This window comes from Neotabrizicola shimadae (assembly GCF_019623905.1).
Lineage (GTDB): Bacteria > Pseudomonadota > Alphaproteobacteria > Rhodobacterales > Rhodobacteraceae > Neotabrizicola > Neotabrizicola shimadae.
Genome location: NZ_CP069370.1, coordinates 2,577,144 through 2,592,852, shown reverse-complemented (window position 1 = coordinate 2,592,852; position 15,709 = coordinate 2,577,144). Strand labels below are relative to the sequence as shown.

The following is a 15,709-nucleotide window of genomic DNA, read 5'->3' as shown; positions in this document are numbered from 1 at the left end:
GGCCGGGCGCCGGGGCTAGAGGGGGCGGCAGGCGGGCAACAGTCGCGCGGGCTGTTTGCGCCGGGGGTTTCACACCCCCGAACCCCCGTGGGATATCTGGGGACAGGAATGGCAAATGGCAGACTGAACCGCAGATGGGCGCAGGCACGATCCAGCAGATGGCCAACCGCGTCGCGGCGCTCATGGACGAGAAGCTGGGCGTGCGCGGCACGGATCTTTCGGCCAAGCTGAAGAAGGGCGGCCGGCTGCTGCCGCACAAGGTGCGGGTGGCGGCGGGCAAGCTGGCCAAGGCGGCCGAGATGTCGAAGAACCCCAAGCTGGTGATGCAGCTTGACGAGGGCGAACTGGCCGAGGCCTATGACCTGTGCGTGCGCCACCTCGGCGCGATCAACCGGCGGGAGCGGCGCATAGGGGCTCTGGTGGGCTTCCTTGCCTCGGTCGCCTTCGGTGTTCTGGTGCTGGCGGGGGGTGTGCTGCTGATCCTGCGCTGGCGCGGCTTCATCTGAGCGCCGTCGCGCGGCCGATCTGCCGGGCCGCGGCCATGACAGGCAGAAGCGCGAGATCGTCGTCCAGCTTGCCTTGGTCTTCGGCGAACCAGGCCATCGACACAGCCACCTGAACGAAGGCCCAGTCGAGCAGGCGCCCGCGGTCCAGGCCCAGCCCTTCGGCGTAGATCTCCGCAAGCCGCAGGGCGCGCGCCGGGTCGCGCGCAAGGTTCTGCCGGTCCCAGGGGTTGCGGAAGCTGTTGGCGGGTTCAAAGGCGGCATCGCCCACCAGCCCCTTGGCGTCGATGGCACGCCAGCCGCCGGGGGAATGAAAGATGTTGTCGTGGTGCAGGTCGCCGTGCAGCGCCACGGGTTGCGGCGCATCGGCAAAAAGCACCGCAGCCACCGCGCGCGCTTCGGCCAGGTGGGGACGCGCGGCGACTGGCAGCAGGCACAGGTCGGTGCGGACCAGCGCGGCGAGATAGCTTTCCAGCGGGATCAGCCCTTTGGGCACCGGCACGCCGCGAATCTCCGCCGCGACCCGGGCAAGCAGCCGCGCGGCCTCTTCGTCGCGGTCCTGTCGCACCAGCTCACCCAGGCTGGGGCCGGGCAGGTATTCCATCAGGCAGGCTTCGTCGTCGCATTCGAAGACCCGCGCCATGCCCCGGCCGGCAGAGGCCGCCATCAGACGGAAGCCATGACGCTCTTCGCTGCCGTAGGGGGTCAGCACCTTGAGCACCACCTCGCCATGATCCGGTGAGCGGGCGCGCCACAGCCGGCTGGTGGGTGTCTGGGCCAGCGGCCGGATATCGGCGAGGCGCCAGAGGCGCATCCTGTCTTCGGTCGAGGTCATCGGGAGGCCGGGAGGTCAGGGCAGGGTGAAGCTGGTCGTGATCCGGTCCAGGGCCCTGCCGTCGCGGATGAGCGTGGCAGTTCCGGTCCATGTCCCGGCGGCCAGGGGCGCGCGCAGCTTCTTTCCGCCAGCCCGGAACGCCTGTGCCTGGGTCTTTTCGACGAGATAGGTGTCTTCGAAGAAAGTGCCCTCCGGCCCGGCAATCGCCAGCAGCACCTGGTCGCCCGCGCGCGGCCCGAAGTAATACGCCCAGAACACCAGCGCGGGCGCATCGGCCGCGATTGTCTCGCTCGCGGTTCCGGCCTGAACGGCGGCATAATCCGGCACCTGGGTGGAAAAGCCCGCAGCCACCATACCGCCCGCCTCATAGGCCACGGGCGCGGCCCAGATCGACGGGGCATCCCCGCCGCAGACAGGCTCTGCCGCCGTGTCGAACGGGTCGATCTCCGCCCCGTTCTGGCGCACCGACAGGTGCAGGTGCGGGAACTCGGTATTGCCCGACAGGCCCACCTGCCCAAGCGGTGCCCCGGCCTCGACCACCTGTCCCGGCTTCACGGCGATGGAGCCCAGCTTCATGTGGCAGTACTGGGTCTCCCAGCCGTCGCCATGGTCGATCACCACGCCATTGCCGCAGTCCTTGCCGTTCAGGGCCGGAGCGGCCGGGTCGCGGATCGAGATGTCGGGCATCCCGTCGCGCACACCCTTGACGGTGCCCGCCGCGGCCGCGCGCACCTCGACCCCGGCCTGCATCGCCGCAAGCGAGGCAAGCGCGATGTCGGTTCCGTCATGGCCGTCATAGGTCAGCGGCCCGCAGGTGAAATCTTCGGTCGCCGGGCCGGGATCGTGGTCGAAATAGTTCTGCACATGGCAGGTCTCGCCCAACTGGCAGTCCACCGGCCAGCCCAGGTCGAATGCGGCAGCGGGCAGGGCGAGGCACAGGACAGGCAGGGCGGCAAGGGCGCGGAACATCGGGCGAGCCTCCGGTCAGGTCGGCCAACTGTTCGCGGCCCGGCGCAGGCGGTCAAGACAAACCCTGCCGGGCCCCGTCAGAAATGCGTGAGGCCCCAAATGAAAACCCCCGCACGAGGCGGGGGTTTCCGGGTCATTCCGCCGTCAGCAGCGGTGGCTTCGAACCGGTGATCCGCGGTTTCTGCGGCTCCTCGATTTCCAGCTGAATCGCATCGTCCTTCACGACCACGCGCACCACGCCGCCCTTGGTCAGCTTGCCGAACAGAAGCTCCTCGGCCAGCGGCTTCTTGATGTTTTCCTGGATCACCCGGCCCAGAGGACGCGCGCCCATCTTGTCGTCATAGCCCTTGTCGCCCAGCCAGGCGGCGGCTTCGGGCGTCAGTTCGATATGCACGCCGCGGTCCATCAACTGGGCCTCCAGTTGCAGCACGAACTTCTCGACCACCTGCATGATCACTTCCTTCGGCAGCGGCGCGAAGGAGATGATGGCGTCCAGACGGTTGCGGAACTCGGGCGTGAACAGCCGCTCGATGGCAACCTGGTCCTCGCCCGTGCGCCGTTCGCGCCCGAAACCGATGGCGGCCTTGGCCATGTCGGCGGCGCCCGCGTTCGTGGTCAGGATGAGGATCACGTTGCGGAAATCCACCTGCCGGCCGTTGTGGTCGGTCAGCTTGCCGTGGTCCATCACCTGCAAGAGGATGTTGTAAACATCCGGGTGCGCCTTCTCGATCTCGTCCAGAAGCAGCACGCAATGCGGGTGCTGGTCCACGCCATCGGTCAGCATCCCGCCCTGGTCGAAGCCGACATAGCCGGGGGGCGCACCGATCAGGCGGGAAACCGCGTGCTTCTCCATGTATTCCGACATGTCGAAACGCAGCAGTTCCACACCAAGCGTGTTCGCCAGTTGCTTGGCCACCTCGGTCTTGCCCACGCCCGTGGGGCCGGCGAACAGATAGTTGCCGATGGGCTTTTCCGGCTCGCGCAGGCCGGCACGGGCCAGCTTGATGGCGGAAGACAGCGCCTCGATCGCCTTGTCCTGGCCAAAGACCACGCGCTTGAGCGTCTTTTCCAGATCGCGAAGCACTTCCGCGTCGTCCTTCGAGACGTTCTTCGGGGGGATGCGGGCGATCTTGGCCACCACACCCTCGATCTCGCGCGTGCCAATCACCTTGCGGCGCTTGCTCTCGCTGACCAGATGCTGCGCCGCGCCGGCCTCGTCGATCACGTCGATGGCCGAATCCGGCAGCTTGCGGTCATGGATGTAGCGCGCGGCCAGTTCCACCGCGGACTTGATCGCCTCGGCGGTATAGCGTAGGTCGTGATGTTCCTCGAAATGCGGCTTCAGGCCCATGAGGATCTTGATCGCATCCGGCACCGAGGGCTCATTCACGTCGATCTTCTGGAACCGGCGGCTCAGAGCGCGGTCCTTCTCGAAGTGCTGGCGAAACTCCTTGTAGGTGGTGCTTCCCATGCAGCGCAGCTTGCCGCCCTGCAACGCGGGCTTCAGCAGGTTGGACGCATCCATCGCCCCGCCACTGGTCGCACCGGCGCCGATGACGGTGTGGATCTCGTCGATGAAGAGGATCGCGTCAGGGTGATCCTCCATCTCCTTCACCACGGCCTTCAGCCGTTCCTCGAAATCGCCGCGATAGCGGGTGCCGGCCAGAAGCGCCCCCATGTCCAGCGAATAGATCGTGGCGTGGGCCAAGACCTCGGGCACGTCCTTCTTGACGATCTTCCAGGCCAGACCTTCGGCGATGGCAGTCTTGCCCACGCCGGGGTCGCCCACCAGAAGCGGGTTGTTCTTGCGGCGGCGGCAGAGCACCTGGATGCAGCGCTCCACCTCGGACTCCCGGCCGATCAGCGGGTCGACATCGCCCTTGCGCGCCTTGGTGTTCAGGTCGACGCAATACTTCGACAGCGCGGATTCCTTCGCCTCGCCGGCTTCGGCCTTGGGCGTTTCCTGCTGTTCGTCGGCGCCCGTCACCGGGCGGCTTTCGCCGAAGGCGGGGTTCTTGGCCACGCCATGCGCGATGAAGTTCACCGCGTCGTAACGGGTCATGTCCTGCTCTTGCAGGAAGTAGGCCGCGTTCGATTCCCGCTCGGCGAAGATGGCGACAAGGACATTCGCCCCCGTCACCTCGGTCCGGCCCGAGCTTTGAACGTGGATCGCCGCGCGCTGGATCACGCGCTGGAAGGCGGCCGTGGGCACCGCTTCGGACCCTTCCACATCGGTCACCAGCGTCGACAGGTCGTCGTCGATGAAGTCGATCAGGGTCTTGCGCAGCGCATCCAGATCAACCGAGCAGGCCTTCATCACGCGGGCTGCGTCGGGTTCGTCGATCAGCGCCAGAAGCAGGTGCTCCAGCGTTGCCAGTTCGTGACGGCGGGCATTTGCAAGCGCCAGGGCGCCGTGGATGGCCTGCTCGAGCGTGGACGAAAATGACGGCACTTGCGTGCTCCTTTACCTCTCTGGAGGGTCCGGGCAGGGCCCGTACCAACCGTGGCCTCATGAGCTTAAAGTTCGGTTTTATCCGCCGCACTTCAAGGAGATTTTCGGCGTTCCGATGCTTTCCTGCCCAGGCCGTGCAAAAAGTGAACACAACGCAGGCACAGAGCCGTCAGAACCGGTCCTTGCGGGCGCGAATTTCGGCGAAGACCTCGGCCGCGGGGGCATCTGGCATCCCCACTGCGGCACGAAGCGATGGAAGGTCCGCGCGCAGGAAAGGGTTCGTCGAAAGCTCGTCCGAAAGACGGGAAGGCACGGTCGGGCGTCCCATCCGACGCGCTTCGGCCACTGCCTCTTGGCGGAAGATAAGCTCCTGATTGGCGGGTTCAAGGGCAACCGCGAAGCGCAGGTTCGATGCCGTGTATTCGTGCCCGGAACAGACCAGCGTGCCGGGGTCCAGCGCCGCCAACCGCGTCAGCGTGCCCCACATCTCGGCAGGGCTGCCCTCGAACAGGCGCCCGCAGCCGCCCGCCATCAGGCTGTCGCCGGTGAAGACCAGCCCCGCGCCGGGAACCGAAAAGGCGATGTGCCCCCGCGTGTGGCCCGGCGCGTCCAGCACTTCGACGGTCTCGCCCGCGAAGGGGAAGCGGTCGCCGGGGCGCAACGCGCGGTCCAGGGGCGGCAGGCGGTGCGCATCGGCCGCCGCACCCGTTACCCGCGCGCCGGTTGCCGCCACGATCTCGGCCACGCCCTGGATGTGGTCGGCATGGTGGTGGGTCAGCCAGATCTCGTCCAGCCGCCAGCCGCGCTCGGCCAGCGCGGCCAGGATCGGCGCGGCCTCTGGCGCATCGACCAGGGCCACCGAAGGCGATGCCCGGTCCTTCAGCAGATAGGCGTAATTATCGGCAAGGCAGGGCAGGGTGATCAGGTCCACGGGCATGTCCGGGCTCCTTCCGGCGGTTTTCCGCAGTCTTGCCGTGGCGTCGCCCGAACGCCAGCCCCGCCGCGCAACAAAAATGCTTGCCAGACCCGCGGGCGCCTCATACTCCGGTTGCAACGCATGTCGCGCCCCAGGGCGAAAAGATGCGGCGGGAGGATCTCCGGATGCGGCCAAGCCTCGCATCCGTCTTGCAAAAGTGCCGGCAGGGCCCTGCGGATGCGGGTCCGGTCCGTGCCTTTTCCGCCCATCTTCCGTTTCGGGCCGGCGGCGTCGGAAAGACCATCCAAGAGGGAGATGCCAAGTGAAAAGACGTAATTTCCTGACGACCGCCGCCATCGGCGCCGCCGCAAGCGCGGTGGCTGCGCCGGCGCTCGCCCAGACGGCGCCCAAGGTGACCTGGCGCGTCACCTCGTCCTTCCCGAAGTCGCTGGACACGATCTACGGCGCGGCCGAGACCATGTCGAAGTACGTCTCGGAAATGACCGACGGCAACTTCACCCTGCAGGTCTTCCCGGCGGGCGAACTGGTGCCGGGCCTCGAAGCGGCCGATGCCGTGTCCTCGGGCACGGTGGAAGCCTGCCACACGGTTCCCTACTATTTCTGGGGCAAGGATCCGACCTATGCGCTTGGCGCGGCGGTGCCCTTTGGGCTGAACGCCCGGATGATGAACGCCTGGTGGTACCACGGCGGCGGCATCGACATGATGAACGAGTTCTATGCGACGCAGAACCTGATCGCCTTCCCCGCCGGCAACACCGGCGTGCAGATGGCGGGCTGGTACCGCAAGGAAATCAAGTCGCTTGCCGACCTTCAGGGCCTGAAGATGCGCATCGGCGGTTTCGCCGGCAAGGTCATCGAGAAGCTGGGCGTGGTCCCGCAGCAGATCGCGGCCGGCGACATCTATCCCTCGCTGGAAAAGGGCACCATCGACGCTGCGGAATGGGTCGGCCCCTACGATGACGAGAAGCTCGGCTTCTACAAGGTCGCACCCTACTACTACTATCCCGGCTGGTGGGAAGGCGGTCCCTCCATCGCCACGATGATCAACCTGGCAAAGTGGAACGAGCTTCCCGCTTCGTACCAGGCGGCGCTCCGCGCAGGCTGCGTGGTCGCCAACACCGACATGCTCGCCTCCTACGACTGGAAGAACCCCACCGCGCTCAAGTCGCTGGTGGCCAACGGCGCGCAACTGCGGCCCATGCCGCAGGACATCCTCGCCGCGGCCTTCGATGCGGCCAATGCGACCTATGCGGAAGTGTCGGGCACCAACGCGACCTTCAAGAAGATCAAGGAATCGCAGGATGCCTTCCGCCGCGATGCCTACCTGAACGCGCAGATCGCGGAATACAACTACGACACCTTCATGATGATCCAGCAGCAGGCCGGCAAGCTCTGACGCCCCGGCCTGCCGCGTCATCGCGCAGGGCAAAAGGAAACGGCCCCGGATCGCTCCGGGGCCGTTTTCGTTCTGCGCTTCCGGTCAGTTGCCGGGGGCGGGGATCTGTGGCTGCCCAAGCTGTGGCTGCCCAAGCTGGGGCTGCCCAAGCTGCGGCTGACCCAGTTGCGGCTGGCCGATCTGCGGCAGGCCGCCGATCGCCGGCTGGCCCGGCGCCGCGCCGGGCGCTTGCAGCGTCGGCAGGCTCGGCACCGTGATCTCTACCGCGGACGGGTCCACCACCGGCCCCTTGTAGTGCATCACCATCTGCGGGAAGGCGATGGTCACGCCGATCATGATGACCTGGATCACCACGAAGGGCACAGCGCCCCAGTAGATCTGCCCGGTGGACACCCCCTGCAGCCGCTGCCCCGTCACCTTGTCCACATAGGACCCCCGCGGTGCGACCGAACGCAGGTAGAACAGCGCAAAGCCAAAGGGCGGGTGCATGAACGAGGTCTGCATGTTCACGGCCAGGATGATCCCGAACCAGATCAGGTCGATGTCCAGCGCGACCGCCGGGGCAACCAGAAGGGGCACGATGATGAAGGCCAGTTCGAAGAAGTCCAGGAAGAAGGCCAGCAGGAACACCAGCACCGACACGATGATGAGGAAACCGGTCTGTCCGCCCGGCAGGCCCACCAGAAGATGCTCCACCCAGACATGGCCGTTCACGCCATAGAAAGTCAGCGAGAAGACCCGCGCCCCCAGAAGGATGAAGATCACGAAGGACGACAGCCGCGTGGTCGAGGCCAGCGCCTGGCTGATGACCCCCAGATTCAGCCGGCCCTTCACGGCCGCCAGGACCATCGCCCCCACTGCCCCCATGGCGCCGCCCTCGGTCGGCGTGGCGATGCCCAGGAAGATCGTGCCCAGCACCAGGAAGATCAGGGCCAGCGGCGGGATCAGCACCATGATCACCTGTTGCGCCAGCCGCGACATCAGGTTGATGCGCATCGTCTTGTCGATCAGTGCATAGACATAGATCACCGCAATCCCGACCGAGGCGCCCAGGATGTCGGCATTGGCGCCCTGGGTCGGGTACAGCCAGACATGCGCGCCGTAGCCGATGCCCATGCAGACCGCCAGCGCCACGATCAGCGACAGGACGCCGTGGCCAAGCGTGCGCGCCTCGGGCGGCAGTGCCGGCACCCAGGACGGGCGCAGGACCGACACGATGAAGATGTAGGCCATGTAAAGCCCGGTCAGCACCAGGCCGGGGATCAGCGCGCCCTTGTACATGTCGCCCACCGACCGGCCCAGCTGGTCTGCCAGCACGATCAGCACCAGCGAGGGCGGGATGATCTGCGCCAGCGTGCCGCTGGCCGCGATCACGCCCGAGGCCACGCGCCGGTCATAGCCATAGCGCAGCATGATCGGCAGCGAGATCAGGCCCATGGCGATCACGCTTGCCGCCACCACGCCGGTCGTTGCCGCCAAGACGGCACCCACGACGATCACCGCATAGGCCAGACCGCCCCGGATCGGCCCGAACAGCTGGCCCACCGTGTCCAGCAGGTCCTCGGCCATGCCGGACCGTTCCAGCACGATGCCCATGAAGGTGAAGAAGGGGATGGCCAGCAATGTCTCGTTCGACATCACCCCCCAAAGCCGCTGCGGCATGGTGAACAGAAGCGGCCAGTCCAGCGTGATCGTGTTTTCCGACCAGGGCGCCAGCCAGACGCCGATGGCAAAGAACACCAGCCCGTTCGCGGCAAGGGAGAAGGCGACCGGATAGCCAAGCAGGAGAAAGATCACCAGCGAGGCGAACATGATCGGCGCCATGTTCAGCGCGATGAGCTCCATCATTTGCGGCCTCCCTCGTTCAGGCCGGCCACGGCCTGCGCCAGTTCGGCCCCTTCCTTCTCGGCCATTTCATGCGCCGAGATGAAGGGATGCGGATCCTCGATCAGGCCGCGCATCACGGCGATCTTCTTGATGATCTCGGACAGCCCCTGCGCGACCAGCAGCACGAAGCCCGCCGCCAGGATCGCCCGCGCCGGCCAGATCAGCAGCCCGCCGGCATTGGTGGAAATCTGCCCGATCTTCCAGGCCTGCCAGGCATAGGGCACCAGCATCCAGGTCATCAGGATCACGAAGGGCATCAGGAAGAACACATGCCCGAACAGATCGATCCAGTGCTGGGTCCGCCGCGACCGCGTGCCATAGAAGATGTCGATGCGGATATGTTCGTTCTGTTGCAGCGTATAGGCTGCGGCCCCCATGAAGGCGGCGCCGAACAGGTACCACTGCATCTCCAGCCAGGCATTGGACGAGGTGCTGAACACCTTGCGCACCACCGCATTTCCGGCACTGATCAGGACCGCCAGAAGGATCAGCCAGCCCATGGCCCGGCCGATCAGGCTGGTCACGCGGTCGATGGCGCGCGACATCGCCAGCAAAGATTGCATCCGTTCTCCTCCCTTGCCGGCCGCTCTGGTGGCCGGTCGTCCCGCCGGTCTTGCGCCGACGTTCAACCCGTATGGCCCGACACCGCAGGTTGCGTCAATCGCGGGGCGGGTCCGCACGCCCTTTCCGTTGCGGAGGGGAGGGGACCAAGCCATAGTCGCGCGGAAACTGCGGAAAACTCATGCACCTCGACGTCATCGACCTGCGCAGCTTCTACTACCGCACGGCGCTTGGCCGCACGGCGCAGCGCGCGATCCGCGACCAGGTTCAGGCCATCTGGCCCGCGCTTGCCGGGCAAAGCCTCGTGGGCTTCGGCTTCGCCGTGCCGCTCCTGCGGCCCTATCTCGACCAGGCGGCCCGCACCGTCGCGCTGATGCCCGCGCCCCAGGGGGTGATGCCCTGGCCGCCCGGAATGCAGAACGTCTCGGTCCTGTGTGACGAAACGCTCTGGCCCCTGGCCTCTGGCCAGGCCGACCGGCTCATCATCTTGCACGGGCTGGAAACCTCGGAACGCCCCTCGGACGTGCTGGACGAGGCGCATCGCATCCTCGGGCCCGGCGGGCGGCTTCTGGCCATCGTGCCCAACCGGACCGGACTTTGGGCGCGCGGCGATTCCACACCCTTCGGCTTTGGCCGCCCCTATTCCATGGCCCAGCTCGAAGCCCAGCTGAAACACCACGGTTTCACGCCCGAACGCAGTGCCGGTGCGCTCTATGTCCCGCCCACGACGGGCGGCTTCTGGCTGCGCACGGCGGACTTCTGGGAAAAGCTCGGTCGCCGCGTGCCCTGGCTTGCTGGCGGCGTGCTGATGGTCGAGGCGTCCAAGCAGGTCTATGCCCCCACCCGCGGCGGTCTCGGCGCCGTGGTGCGCCGGCCGCTGAAGGTGCTGGAAGGCGTGGGTCAGCCTGTGCCGGTGCCTCAGGCGCGCGGCTGATCCGGCTGTCAGGCGGGTGCGAATCCCCCCGACGCCGGTAACGTCTTCACCCCTGCACAGGCCCGCCACGCCATCGCAAGGCGGCAGATTCGCCGCGCTGCGGCAATTCGCGCTGCAAAGCTTCGAGGCAACCGGCCAATGGGCAGAAATGTTATCGCCGAACAGGGTCAATTAACCGCGAGCAACCCGGTTGCGGCATAGGGTGCCGTCTGCTAGAGACGCCCGCGACATGGGGGTGCTGGCAACAGGCTGGCCGACCCCGGATGCCACTGTGCCGCGAACCCTCAGGTTCCGGCCAAGACAACGGAAGGGTTGACGTGTCAGAACCAGCATCAATCACATCCGGCGTCGCTGTCCGCTATTCCACCGCGGTCTTCGACCTGGCCAAGGAAGAAAAGGCGCTTTCCGCGCTGGAGTCGGATGTGGGCGCGCTGGAAGCGGCGCTTGGCGAAAGCAAGCCGCTGCGCGACATGATCGCCTCGCCGGTGCTCTCGCGGGAAGATCAGGGCAACGCCATCGTGGCGCTGGCCCAGAAGATGGGCCTGTCGGTGCTGATGCAGCACACGCTGGCGCTGATGGCCTCGAAGCGCCGTCTCTTCGTGTTGGGCCAGGTCCTGTCGGACCTGCGCGCCCGCATCGCCGCCGAGAAGGGCGAAGTCACCGCCGAAGTGACCGCCGCCGCGCCGCTGTCGGCCGAACAGGCCGCCAAGCTCGCCGAAACGCTGAAGGCGCGCGTCGGCAAGGACGTGATACTGAAAACCACCGTCGATGAGGCTCTCATTGGCGGTCTCGTTGTCAAGCTGGGCTCGACGATGATCGACACCTCGATCCGTTCGAAGCTCGCGGCTCTCCAGAATGCAATGAAAGAGGTTGGGTGATGGGAATCCAGGCGGCCGAGATCTCGGCGATCCTCAAGGAGCAGATCAAGAATTTCGGCAAGGACGCCGACGTGGCCGAAGTCGGCCGCGTGCTGTCTGTGGGTGACGGCATCGCCCGCGTCCATGGTCTGGACAATGTCCAGGCCGGCGAAATGGTCGAATTCCCCGGCGGCATCCGCGGCATGGCGCTGAACCTCGAAGTCGACAACGTCGGTATCGTGATCTTCGGTTCGGACCGCGACATCAAGGAAGGCGACACCGTCAAGCGCACCAAGTCCATCGTGGACGTGCCGGTCGGTGAAGGTCTCCTCGGCCGCGTCGTCGACGCGCTCGGCAACCCGATCGACGGCAAGGGCCCGATCGTCGCCGCCGAACGCCGCATCGCCGACGTCAAGGCGCCGGGCATCATCCCGCGCAAGTCGGTGCATGAACCCATGGCCACCGGCCTGAAGGCCATCGACGCCATGATCCCGATCGGCCGCGGCCAGCGCGAACTGATCATCGGCGACCGCCAGACCGGCAAGACCGCCGTGGCGCTCGACACGATCCTGAACCAGAAGACCTACAACGAAGCCGCCGGCGACGACGAGGGCAAGAAGCTCTACTGCGTCTACGTGGCCGTTGGCCAGAAGCGCTCCACCGTGGCCCAGCTCGTGAAGAAGCTGGAAGAAACCGGCGCGCTCGCCTATTCCATCGTCGTCGCCGCCACCGCCTCGGACCCCGCGCCGATGCAGTACCTCGCGCCCTACTCGGCCACCGCCATCGGCGAGTACTTCCGCGACAACGGCCGCCATGCCCTGCTGATCTACGATGATCTCTCGAAGCAGGCCGTCGCCTACCGCCAGATGTCGCTCTTGCTGCGCCGTCCGCCGGGGCGTGAAGCCTATCCGGGCGACGTGTTCTACCTGCACTCGCGCCTCCTGGAACGCGCCGCGAAGCTGAATGCCGACAACGGCTCGGGCTCGCTCACCGCGCTGCCGATCGTCGAAACCCAGGCCGGCGACATCTCGGCCTATATCCCGACGAACGTGATCTCCATCACCGACGGCCAGATCTTCCTGGAATCGGAACTGTTCTTCCAGGGCATCCGCCCCGCCGTGAACACCGGCCTCTCGGTGTCCCGCGTGGGTTCGGCCGCCCAGACCTCGGCGATGAAATCCGTCGCCGGCCCCGTGAAGCTGTCGCTCGCCCAGTACCGCGAGATGGCCGCCTTCGCGCAGTTCGGCTCCGACCTCGACGCCTCGACCCAGCAACTGCTGAACCGCGGCGCCCGCCTGACCGAACTGATGAAGCAGCCGCAGTATTCGCCGCTGACCAACGCGGAAATCGTCTGCATCATCTTCGCCGGCACCAACGGCTATCTCGACAAGCTGGCGGTGCGTGACGTGGGCCGCTTCGAGGCGGGCCTCCTGAAGTACCTCCGCACCACCGGCAAGGACCTTCTGGAAGACCTGACGAAGAACGACCGCAAGGTTGCGGGCGATCTGGAAAAGAAGATCCGCGCCACGCTGGATGCCTTCGCCAAAGACTTCGCATAAGAACCTGGGGGGAGAAGGCAGATGCCCAGCCTCAAGGATCTGAAAAACCGGATCGGAAGCGTGAAGAACACGCGGAAGATCACCAAGGCGATGCAGATGGTCGCCGCCGCCAAACTGCGCCGCGCGCAAGAGGCGGCGGAAGCCGCGCGTCCCTATGCCGATGGCATGACTGCCGTCATCAGCGGCCTGGCTTCGGCCGCGGCGGGTTCGCCCGCCGCGCCGCGGCTTCTGTCCGGCACGGGGTCGGACAAGGTCCACCTCCTGGTCGTGATGACCTCGGAACGCGGCCTCTGCGGCGGCTTCAACACCACCATCGTCCGCCTGGCGCGGGCGAAGGCCAATGCGCTTCTGGCCGATGGCAAGACGGTGAAGATCCTCACCGTCGGCAAGAAGGGCCGCGAACAGCTCAAGCGTGACCTGTCGCAGCACTTCATCGGCCATGTAGACCTCTCCGATGTCCGCCGCCTTGGCTATGCCAATGCGCAGTCCATCGCCGCCGATGTCATCGCCCGCTTCAATGCAGGCGAGTTCGACGTGGCGACGATCTTCTACAACCGCTTCCAGTCGGTGATCAGCCAGGTCCCGACCGCGCAGCAGGTCATTCCGGCGGCATTCGAAGGCGGGGCCACCTCCTCGCTCTACGATTACGAGCCTTCGGAAGAGGCGATCCTCGCCGACCTTCTGCCGCGTGGCGTGGCGACGCAGATCTTCACCGCGCTTCTGGAAAACGCGGCGTCCGAACAGGGCGCGCGGATGAGCGCGATGGACAATGCAACGCGCAACGCGGGCGACATGATCAACCGGCTGACGATCCAGTACAACCGGTCGCGTCAGGCCGCGATCACCAAGGAACTCATCGAAATCATCTCGGGCGCCGAGGCGCTCTGACGGAACCGGAGATACGACATGGCAAACGCGAAAGCGAAGGGAAAGGTCACGCAGGTCATCGGCGCCGTCGTTGACGTGCAGTTCGATGGCAGCCTTCCCGCAATTCTGAACGCGCTCGAAACCTCGAACAACGGCAAGAAGCTGATCCTCGAAGTGGCGCAGCACCTGGGCGAGAACACCGTCCGCTGCATCGCCATGGACGCGACCGAAGGTCTGGTGCGCGGCCAGGACGTTTCCGACACCGGGTCGCCGATCATGGTGCCGGTGGGCGATGCCACGCTCGGCCGCATCATGAACGTCGTGGGCGACGCGATCGACGAAAAGGGTGCGGTCGCCTCCACCACGACCCGTGCCATCCACCAGCCGGCTCCGGAATTCGACCAGCAGTCGACCGAAGCCCAGATCCTCGTCACCGGCATCAAGGTGATCGACCTGCTCGCGCCCTACGCGAAGGGCGGCAAGATCGGCCTGTTCGGCGGCGCCGGCGTGGGCAAGACGGTTCTCATCCAGGAACTGATCAACAACGTCGCCAAGGTGCACTCGGGCTATTCCGTGTTCGCCGGCGTGGGCGAGCGGACCCGTGAGGGCAACGACCTCTACCACGAATTCATCGAATCCGGCGTCATCAACGTCGAGGACCTGACGAAGTCCAAGGTGGCGATGGTGTTCGGCCAGATGAACGAACCGCCGGGCGCCCGTATGCGCGTGGCTCTGTCGGGCCTGACCATGGCCGAACAGTTCCGCGACCAGTCGGGCACGGACGTTCTGTTCTTCATCGACAACATCTTCCGCTTCACCCAGGCGGGTTCGGAAGTGTCGGCGCTTCTCGGCCGTATTCCTTCGGCCGTGGGCTACCAGCCGACGCTCGCCACCGACATGGGCGCGCTGCAGGAACGCATCACCTCCACGAAGAACGGCTCGATCACCTCGGTGCAGGCCATCTACGTTCCGGCCGACGACCTCACCGACCCGGCCCCGGCGACCTCCTTCGCCCACCTCGACGCCACCACCGTGCTGTCGCGCGCCATCTCGGAACTCGGCATCTATCCGGCCGTGGACCCGCTGGACTCGACCTCGCGCCTGATGGACCCGGCGGTTGTGGGTGAAGAGCACTATGCCGTGGCCCGTTCGGTGCAGGGTGTGCTGCAGCGCTACAAGTCGCTGCAGGACATCATCGCCATCCTCGGCATGGACGAACTGTCTGAAGAGGACAAGCTGACCGTGGCCCGCGCCCGGAAGATCCAGCGCTTCCTGTCCCAGCCGTTCGACGTGGCACAGGTGTTCACCGGCTCGCCCGGCGTGCAGGTTCCGCTCGACAAGACCATCGCCTCGTTCAAGGCCGTGGTTGCCGGCGAGTATGACCACCTGCCCGAAGCCGCCTTCTACATGGTCGGCGACATCGAGGAAGTGAAAGCCAAGGCCGCCAAGCTCGCCGCGGCTGCGGCGTAAGGGGGCGACATGGCCGACACCCTGCAATTCGACCTCGTGTCGCCCGAACGGAAGCTCGCTTCCGTCCAGGCGCGCGAGGTGCGCATCCCCGGCGCGGACGGTGATCTCACCGCCATGCCGGGCCATGCGCCGCTCATCACGACGCTGCGGCCGGGGATCCTCACCGTGGTGTCTTCCGAAGGCACGCAGGAATTCGCCGTGACCTCCGGCTTCGCCCAGATCGACGCCAATGGCGTCACCGTCCTGGCCGAACGCGGGATGCCCAAGGAAGAACTGACCCGCTTCATCCACCAGGAACTGGTGGATCAGGCCCGGGCCGCCGCTGCCGCCGCGCATCCCGATGCCGTGGATTCCGCGGCCAAGCTTCTGGCCGACATGGAAGCCCTCGGCTCGCATATGCTGGGCTAGGAGGGGCGATCTCGCCCCTCTCGCGATCCCGGCGCCTCCCAAAGGCCCCGCCCCAAAGGGCGGGGCTTTTCCTT

Annotated in this window: 14 protein-coding genes; 8 read left to right on the top strand and 6 right to left on the bottom strand. The window is 66.3% G+C overall.

The genetic code is table 11. The annotated features are described in order from the left end of the window. Window positions 1-134 precede the first annotated feature (134 nt). Window positions 135-506: a hypothetical protein gene (locus tag JO391_RS12605; protein ID WP_220660832.1), complete on the top strand. Its 372-nt coding sequence runs from the start codon at window positions 135-137 to the stop codon at window positions 504-506. On the opposite strand, the gene JO391_RS12600 is transcribed toward JO391_RS12605, so the two are convergent. The 4 genes from JO391_RS12600 to gloB all read right to left on the bottom strand — a co-directional run bounded on the left by JO391_RS12600 (window position 499) and on the right by gloB (window position 5,696). Further along, entirely contained in the window at window positions 499-1,338 is an 840-nt protein-coding gene (locus JO391_RS12600) for an aminoglycoside phosphotransferase family protein (RefSeq protein WP_220660831.1), read from the bottom strand. The genes JO391_RS12605 and JO391_RS12600 overlap by 8 nt on opposite strands. A gap of 15 nt (window positions 1,339-1,353) precedes the next feature. After that, entirely contained in the window at window positions 1,354-2,307 is a 954-nt protein-coding gene (locus tag JO391_RS12595) for a M23 family metallopeptidase (protein ID WP_220660830.1), read from the bottom strand. 133 nt (window positions 2,308-2,440) lie between these two features. Beyond that, window positions 2,441-4,759, bottom strand: a complete 2,319-nt coding sequence (gene clpA / locus JO391_RS12590; protein ID WP_220660829.1) for an ATP-dependent Clp protease ATP-binding subunit ClpA — start codon at window positions 4,757-4,759, stop codon at window positions 2,441-2,443. A 169-nt stretch (window positions 4,760-4,928) separates the two neighbouring features. Then, complete coding sequence (gene gloB / locus JO391_RS12585) at window positions 4,929-5,696, bottom strand: hydroxyacylglutathione hydrolase (RefSeq protein ID WP_220660828.1); 768 nt, start codon at window positions 5,694-5,696, stop codon at window positions 4,929-4,931. Window positions 5,697-5,997: 301 nt separating this feature from the next. Between gloB and JO391_RS12580 the strand changes: the two genes are divergently transcribed. Next, window positions 5,998-7,092 (top strand): TRAP transporter substrate-binding protein, encoded by a 1,095-nt coding sequence (locus JO391_RS12580; protein ID WP_220660827.1) that lies wholly within the window; start codon window positions 5,998-6,000, stop codon window positions 7,090-7,092. Window positions 7,093-7,176: 84 nt separating this feature from the next. Here the strand turns inward: JO391_RS12580 and JO391_RS12575 are convergent, their stop codons facing one another. Both JO391_RS12575 and JO391_RS12570 read right to left on the bottom strand, forming a co-directional pair. Continuing rightward, window positions 7,177-8,940: a TRAP transporter large permease gene (locus JO391_RS12575; protein ID WP_220660826.1), complete on the bottom strand. Its 1,764-nt coding sequence runs from the start codon at window positions 8,938-8,940 to the stop codon at window positions 7,177-7,179. Beyond that, window positions 8,937-9,542 carry a TRAP transporter small permease subunit gene (locus JO391_RS12570; RefSeq protein ID WP_220660825.1) on the bottom strand — a complete coding sequence of 202 codons (606 nt, stop codon included), beginning with the start codon at window positions 9,540-9,542 and terminating at the stop codon, window positions 8,937-8,939. The genes JO391_RS12575 and JO391_RS12570 overlap by 4 nt, the downstream gene beginning before the upstream one ends. A gap of 179 nt (window positions 9,543-9,721) precedes the next feature. Here JO391_RS12570 and JO391_RS12565 point away from each other — a divergent pair, with 179 nt between their 5' ends. From JO391_RS12565 to JO391_RS12540, 6 genes are all read left to right on the top strand, one after another. Next, window positions 9,722-10,474, top strand: coding sequence for a class I SAM-dependent methyltransferase (locus JO391_RS12565; protein ID WP_220660824.1), 753 nt, complete (start codon window positions 9,722-9,724; stop codon window positions 10,472-10,474). 317 nt (window positions 10,475-10,791) lie between these two features. Next, on the top strand, window positions 10,792-11,352 hold the full coding sequence (locus tag JO391_RS12560) for a F0F1 ATP synthase subunit delta (protein WP_220660823.1): 561 nt from the start codon (window positions 10,792-10,794) through the stop codon (window positions 11,350-11,352). Next, window positions 11,352-12,890: a F0F1 ATP synthase subunit alpha gene (gene atpA, locus JO391_RS12555; RefSeq protein ID WP_220660822.1), complete on the top strand. Its 1,539-nt coding sequence runs from the start codon at window positions 11,352-11,354 to the stop codon at window positions 12,888-12,890. Before JO391_RS12560 ends, atpA begins: the two co-directional genes overlap by 1 nt. A 21-nt stretch (window positions 12,891-12,911) precedes the next feature. Further along, window positions 12,912-13,778: a F0F1 ATP synthase subunit gamma gene (locus JO391_RS12550; RefSeq protein ID WP_220660821.1), complete on the top strand. Its 867-nt coding sequence runs from the start codon at window positions 12,912-12,914 to the stop codon at window positions 13,776-13,778. An 18-nt stretch (window positions 13,779-13,796) separates the two neighbouring features. Further along, window positions 13,797-15,227, top strand: a complete 1,431-nt coding sequence (gene atpD / locus JO391_RS12545) for a F0F1 ATP synthase subunit beta (protein ID WP_220660820.1) — start codon at window positions 13,797-13,799, stop codon at window positions 15,225-15,227. Between the two features lie 9 nt (window positions 15,228-15,236). Then, on the top strand, window positions 15,237-15,635 hold the full coding sequence (locus JO391_RS12540; protein WP_220660819.1) for a F0F1 ATP synthase subunit epsilon: 399 nt from the start codon (window positions 15,237-15,239) through the stop codon (window positions 15,633-15,635). Window positions 15,636-15,709: the final 74 nt, after the last annotated feature.

Bases quoted from the DNA above. Each gene is read 5' to 3' on its own strand.
- JO391_RS12550 (WP_220660821.1), top strand. From the start codon at position 12,912: ATGCCCAGCCTCAAGGATCTGAAAAACCGGATCGGAAGCGTGAAGAAC.
- JO391_RS12600 (WP_220660831.1), bottom strand. From the start codon at position 1,338: ATGACCTCGACCGAAGACAGGATGCGCCTCTGGCGCCTCGCCGATATC.
- atpD (WP_220660820.1), top strand. From the start codon at position 13,797: ATGGCAAACGCGAAAGCGAAGGGAAAGGTCACGCAGGTCATCGGCGCC.
- JO391_RS12575 (WP_220660826.1), bottom strand. From the start codon at position 8,940: ATGATGGAGCTCATCGCGCTGAACATGGCGCCGATCATGTTCGCCTCG.
- JO391_RS12605 (WP_220660832.1), top strand. From the start codon at position 135: ATGGGCGCAGGCACGATCCAGCAGATGGCCAACCGCGTCGCGGCGCTC.
- gloB (WP_220660828.1), bottom strand. From the start codon at position 5,696: ATGCCCGTGGACCTGATCACCCTGCCCTGCCTTGCCGATAATTACGCC.
- JO391_RS12540 (WP_220660819.1), top strand. From the start codon at position 15,237: ATGGCCGACACCCTGCAATTCGACCTCGTGTCGCCCGAACGGAAGCTC.
- JO391_RS12595 (WP_220660830.1), bottom strand. From the start codon at position 2,307: ATGTTCCGCGCCCTTGCCGCCCTGCCTGTCCTGTGCCTCGCCCTGCCC.
- JO391_RS12565 (WP_220660824.1), top strand. From the start codon at position 9,722: ATGCACCTCGACGTCATCGACCTGCGCAGCTTCTACTACCGCACGGCG.
- atpA (WP_220660822.1), top strand. From the start codon at position 11,352: ATGGGAATCCAGGCGGCCGAGATCTCGGCGATCCTCAAGGAGCAGATC.
- JO391_RS12570 (WP_220660825.1), bottom strand. From the start codon at position 9,542: ATGCAATCTTTGCTGGCGATGTCGCGCGCCATCGACCGCGTGACCAGC.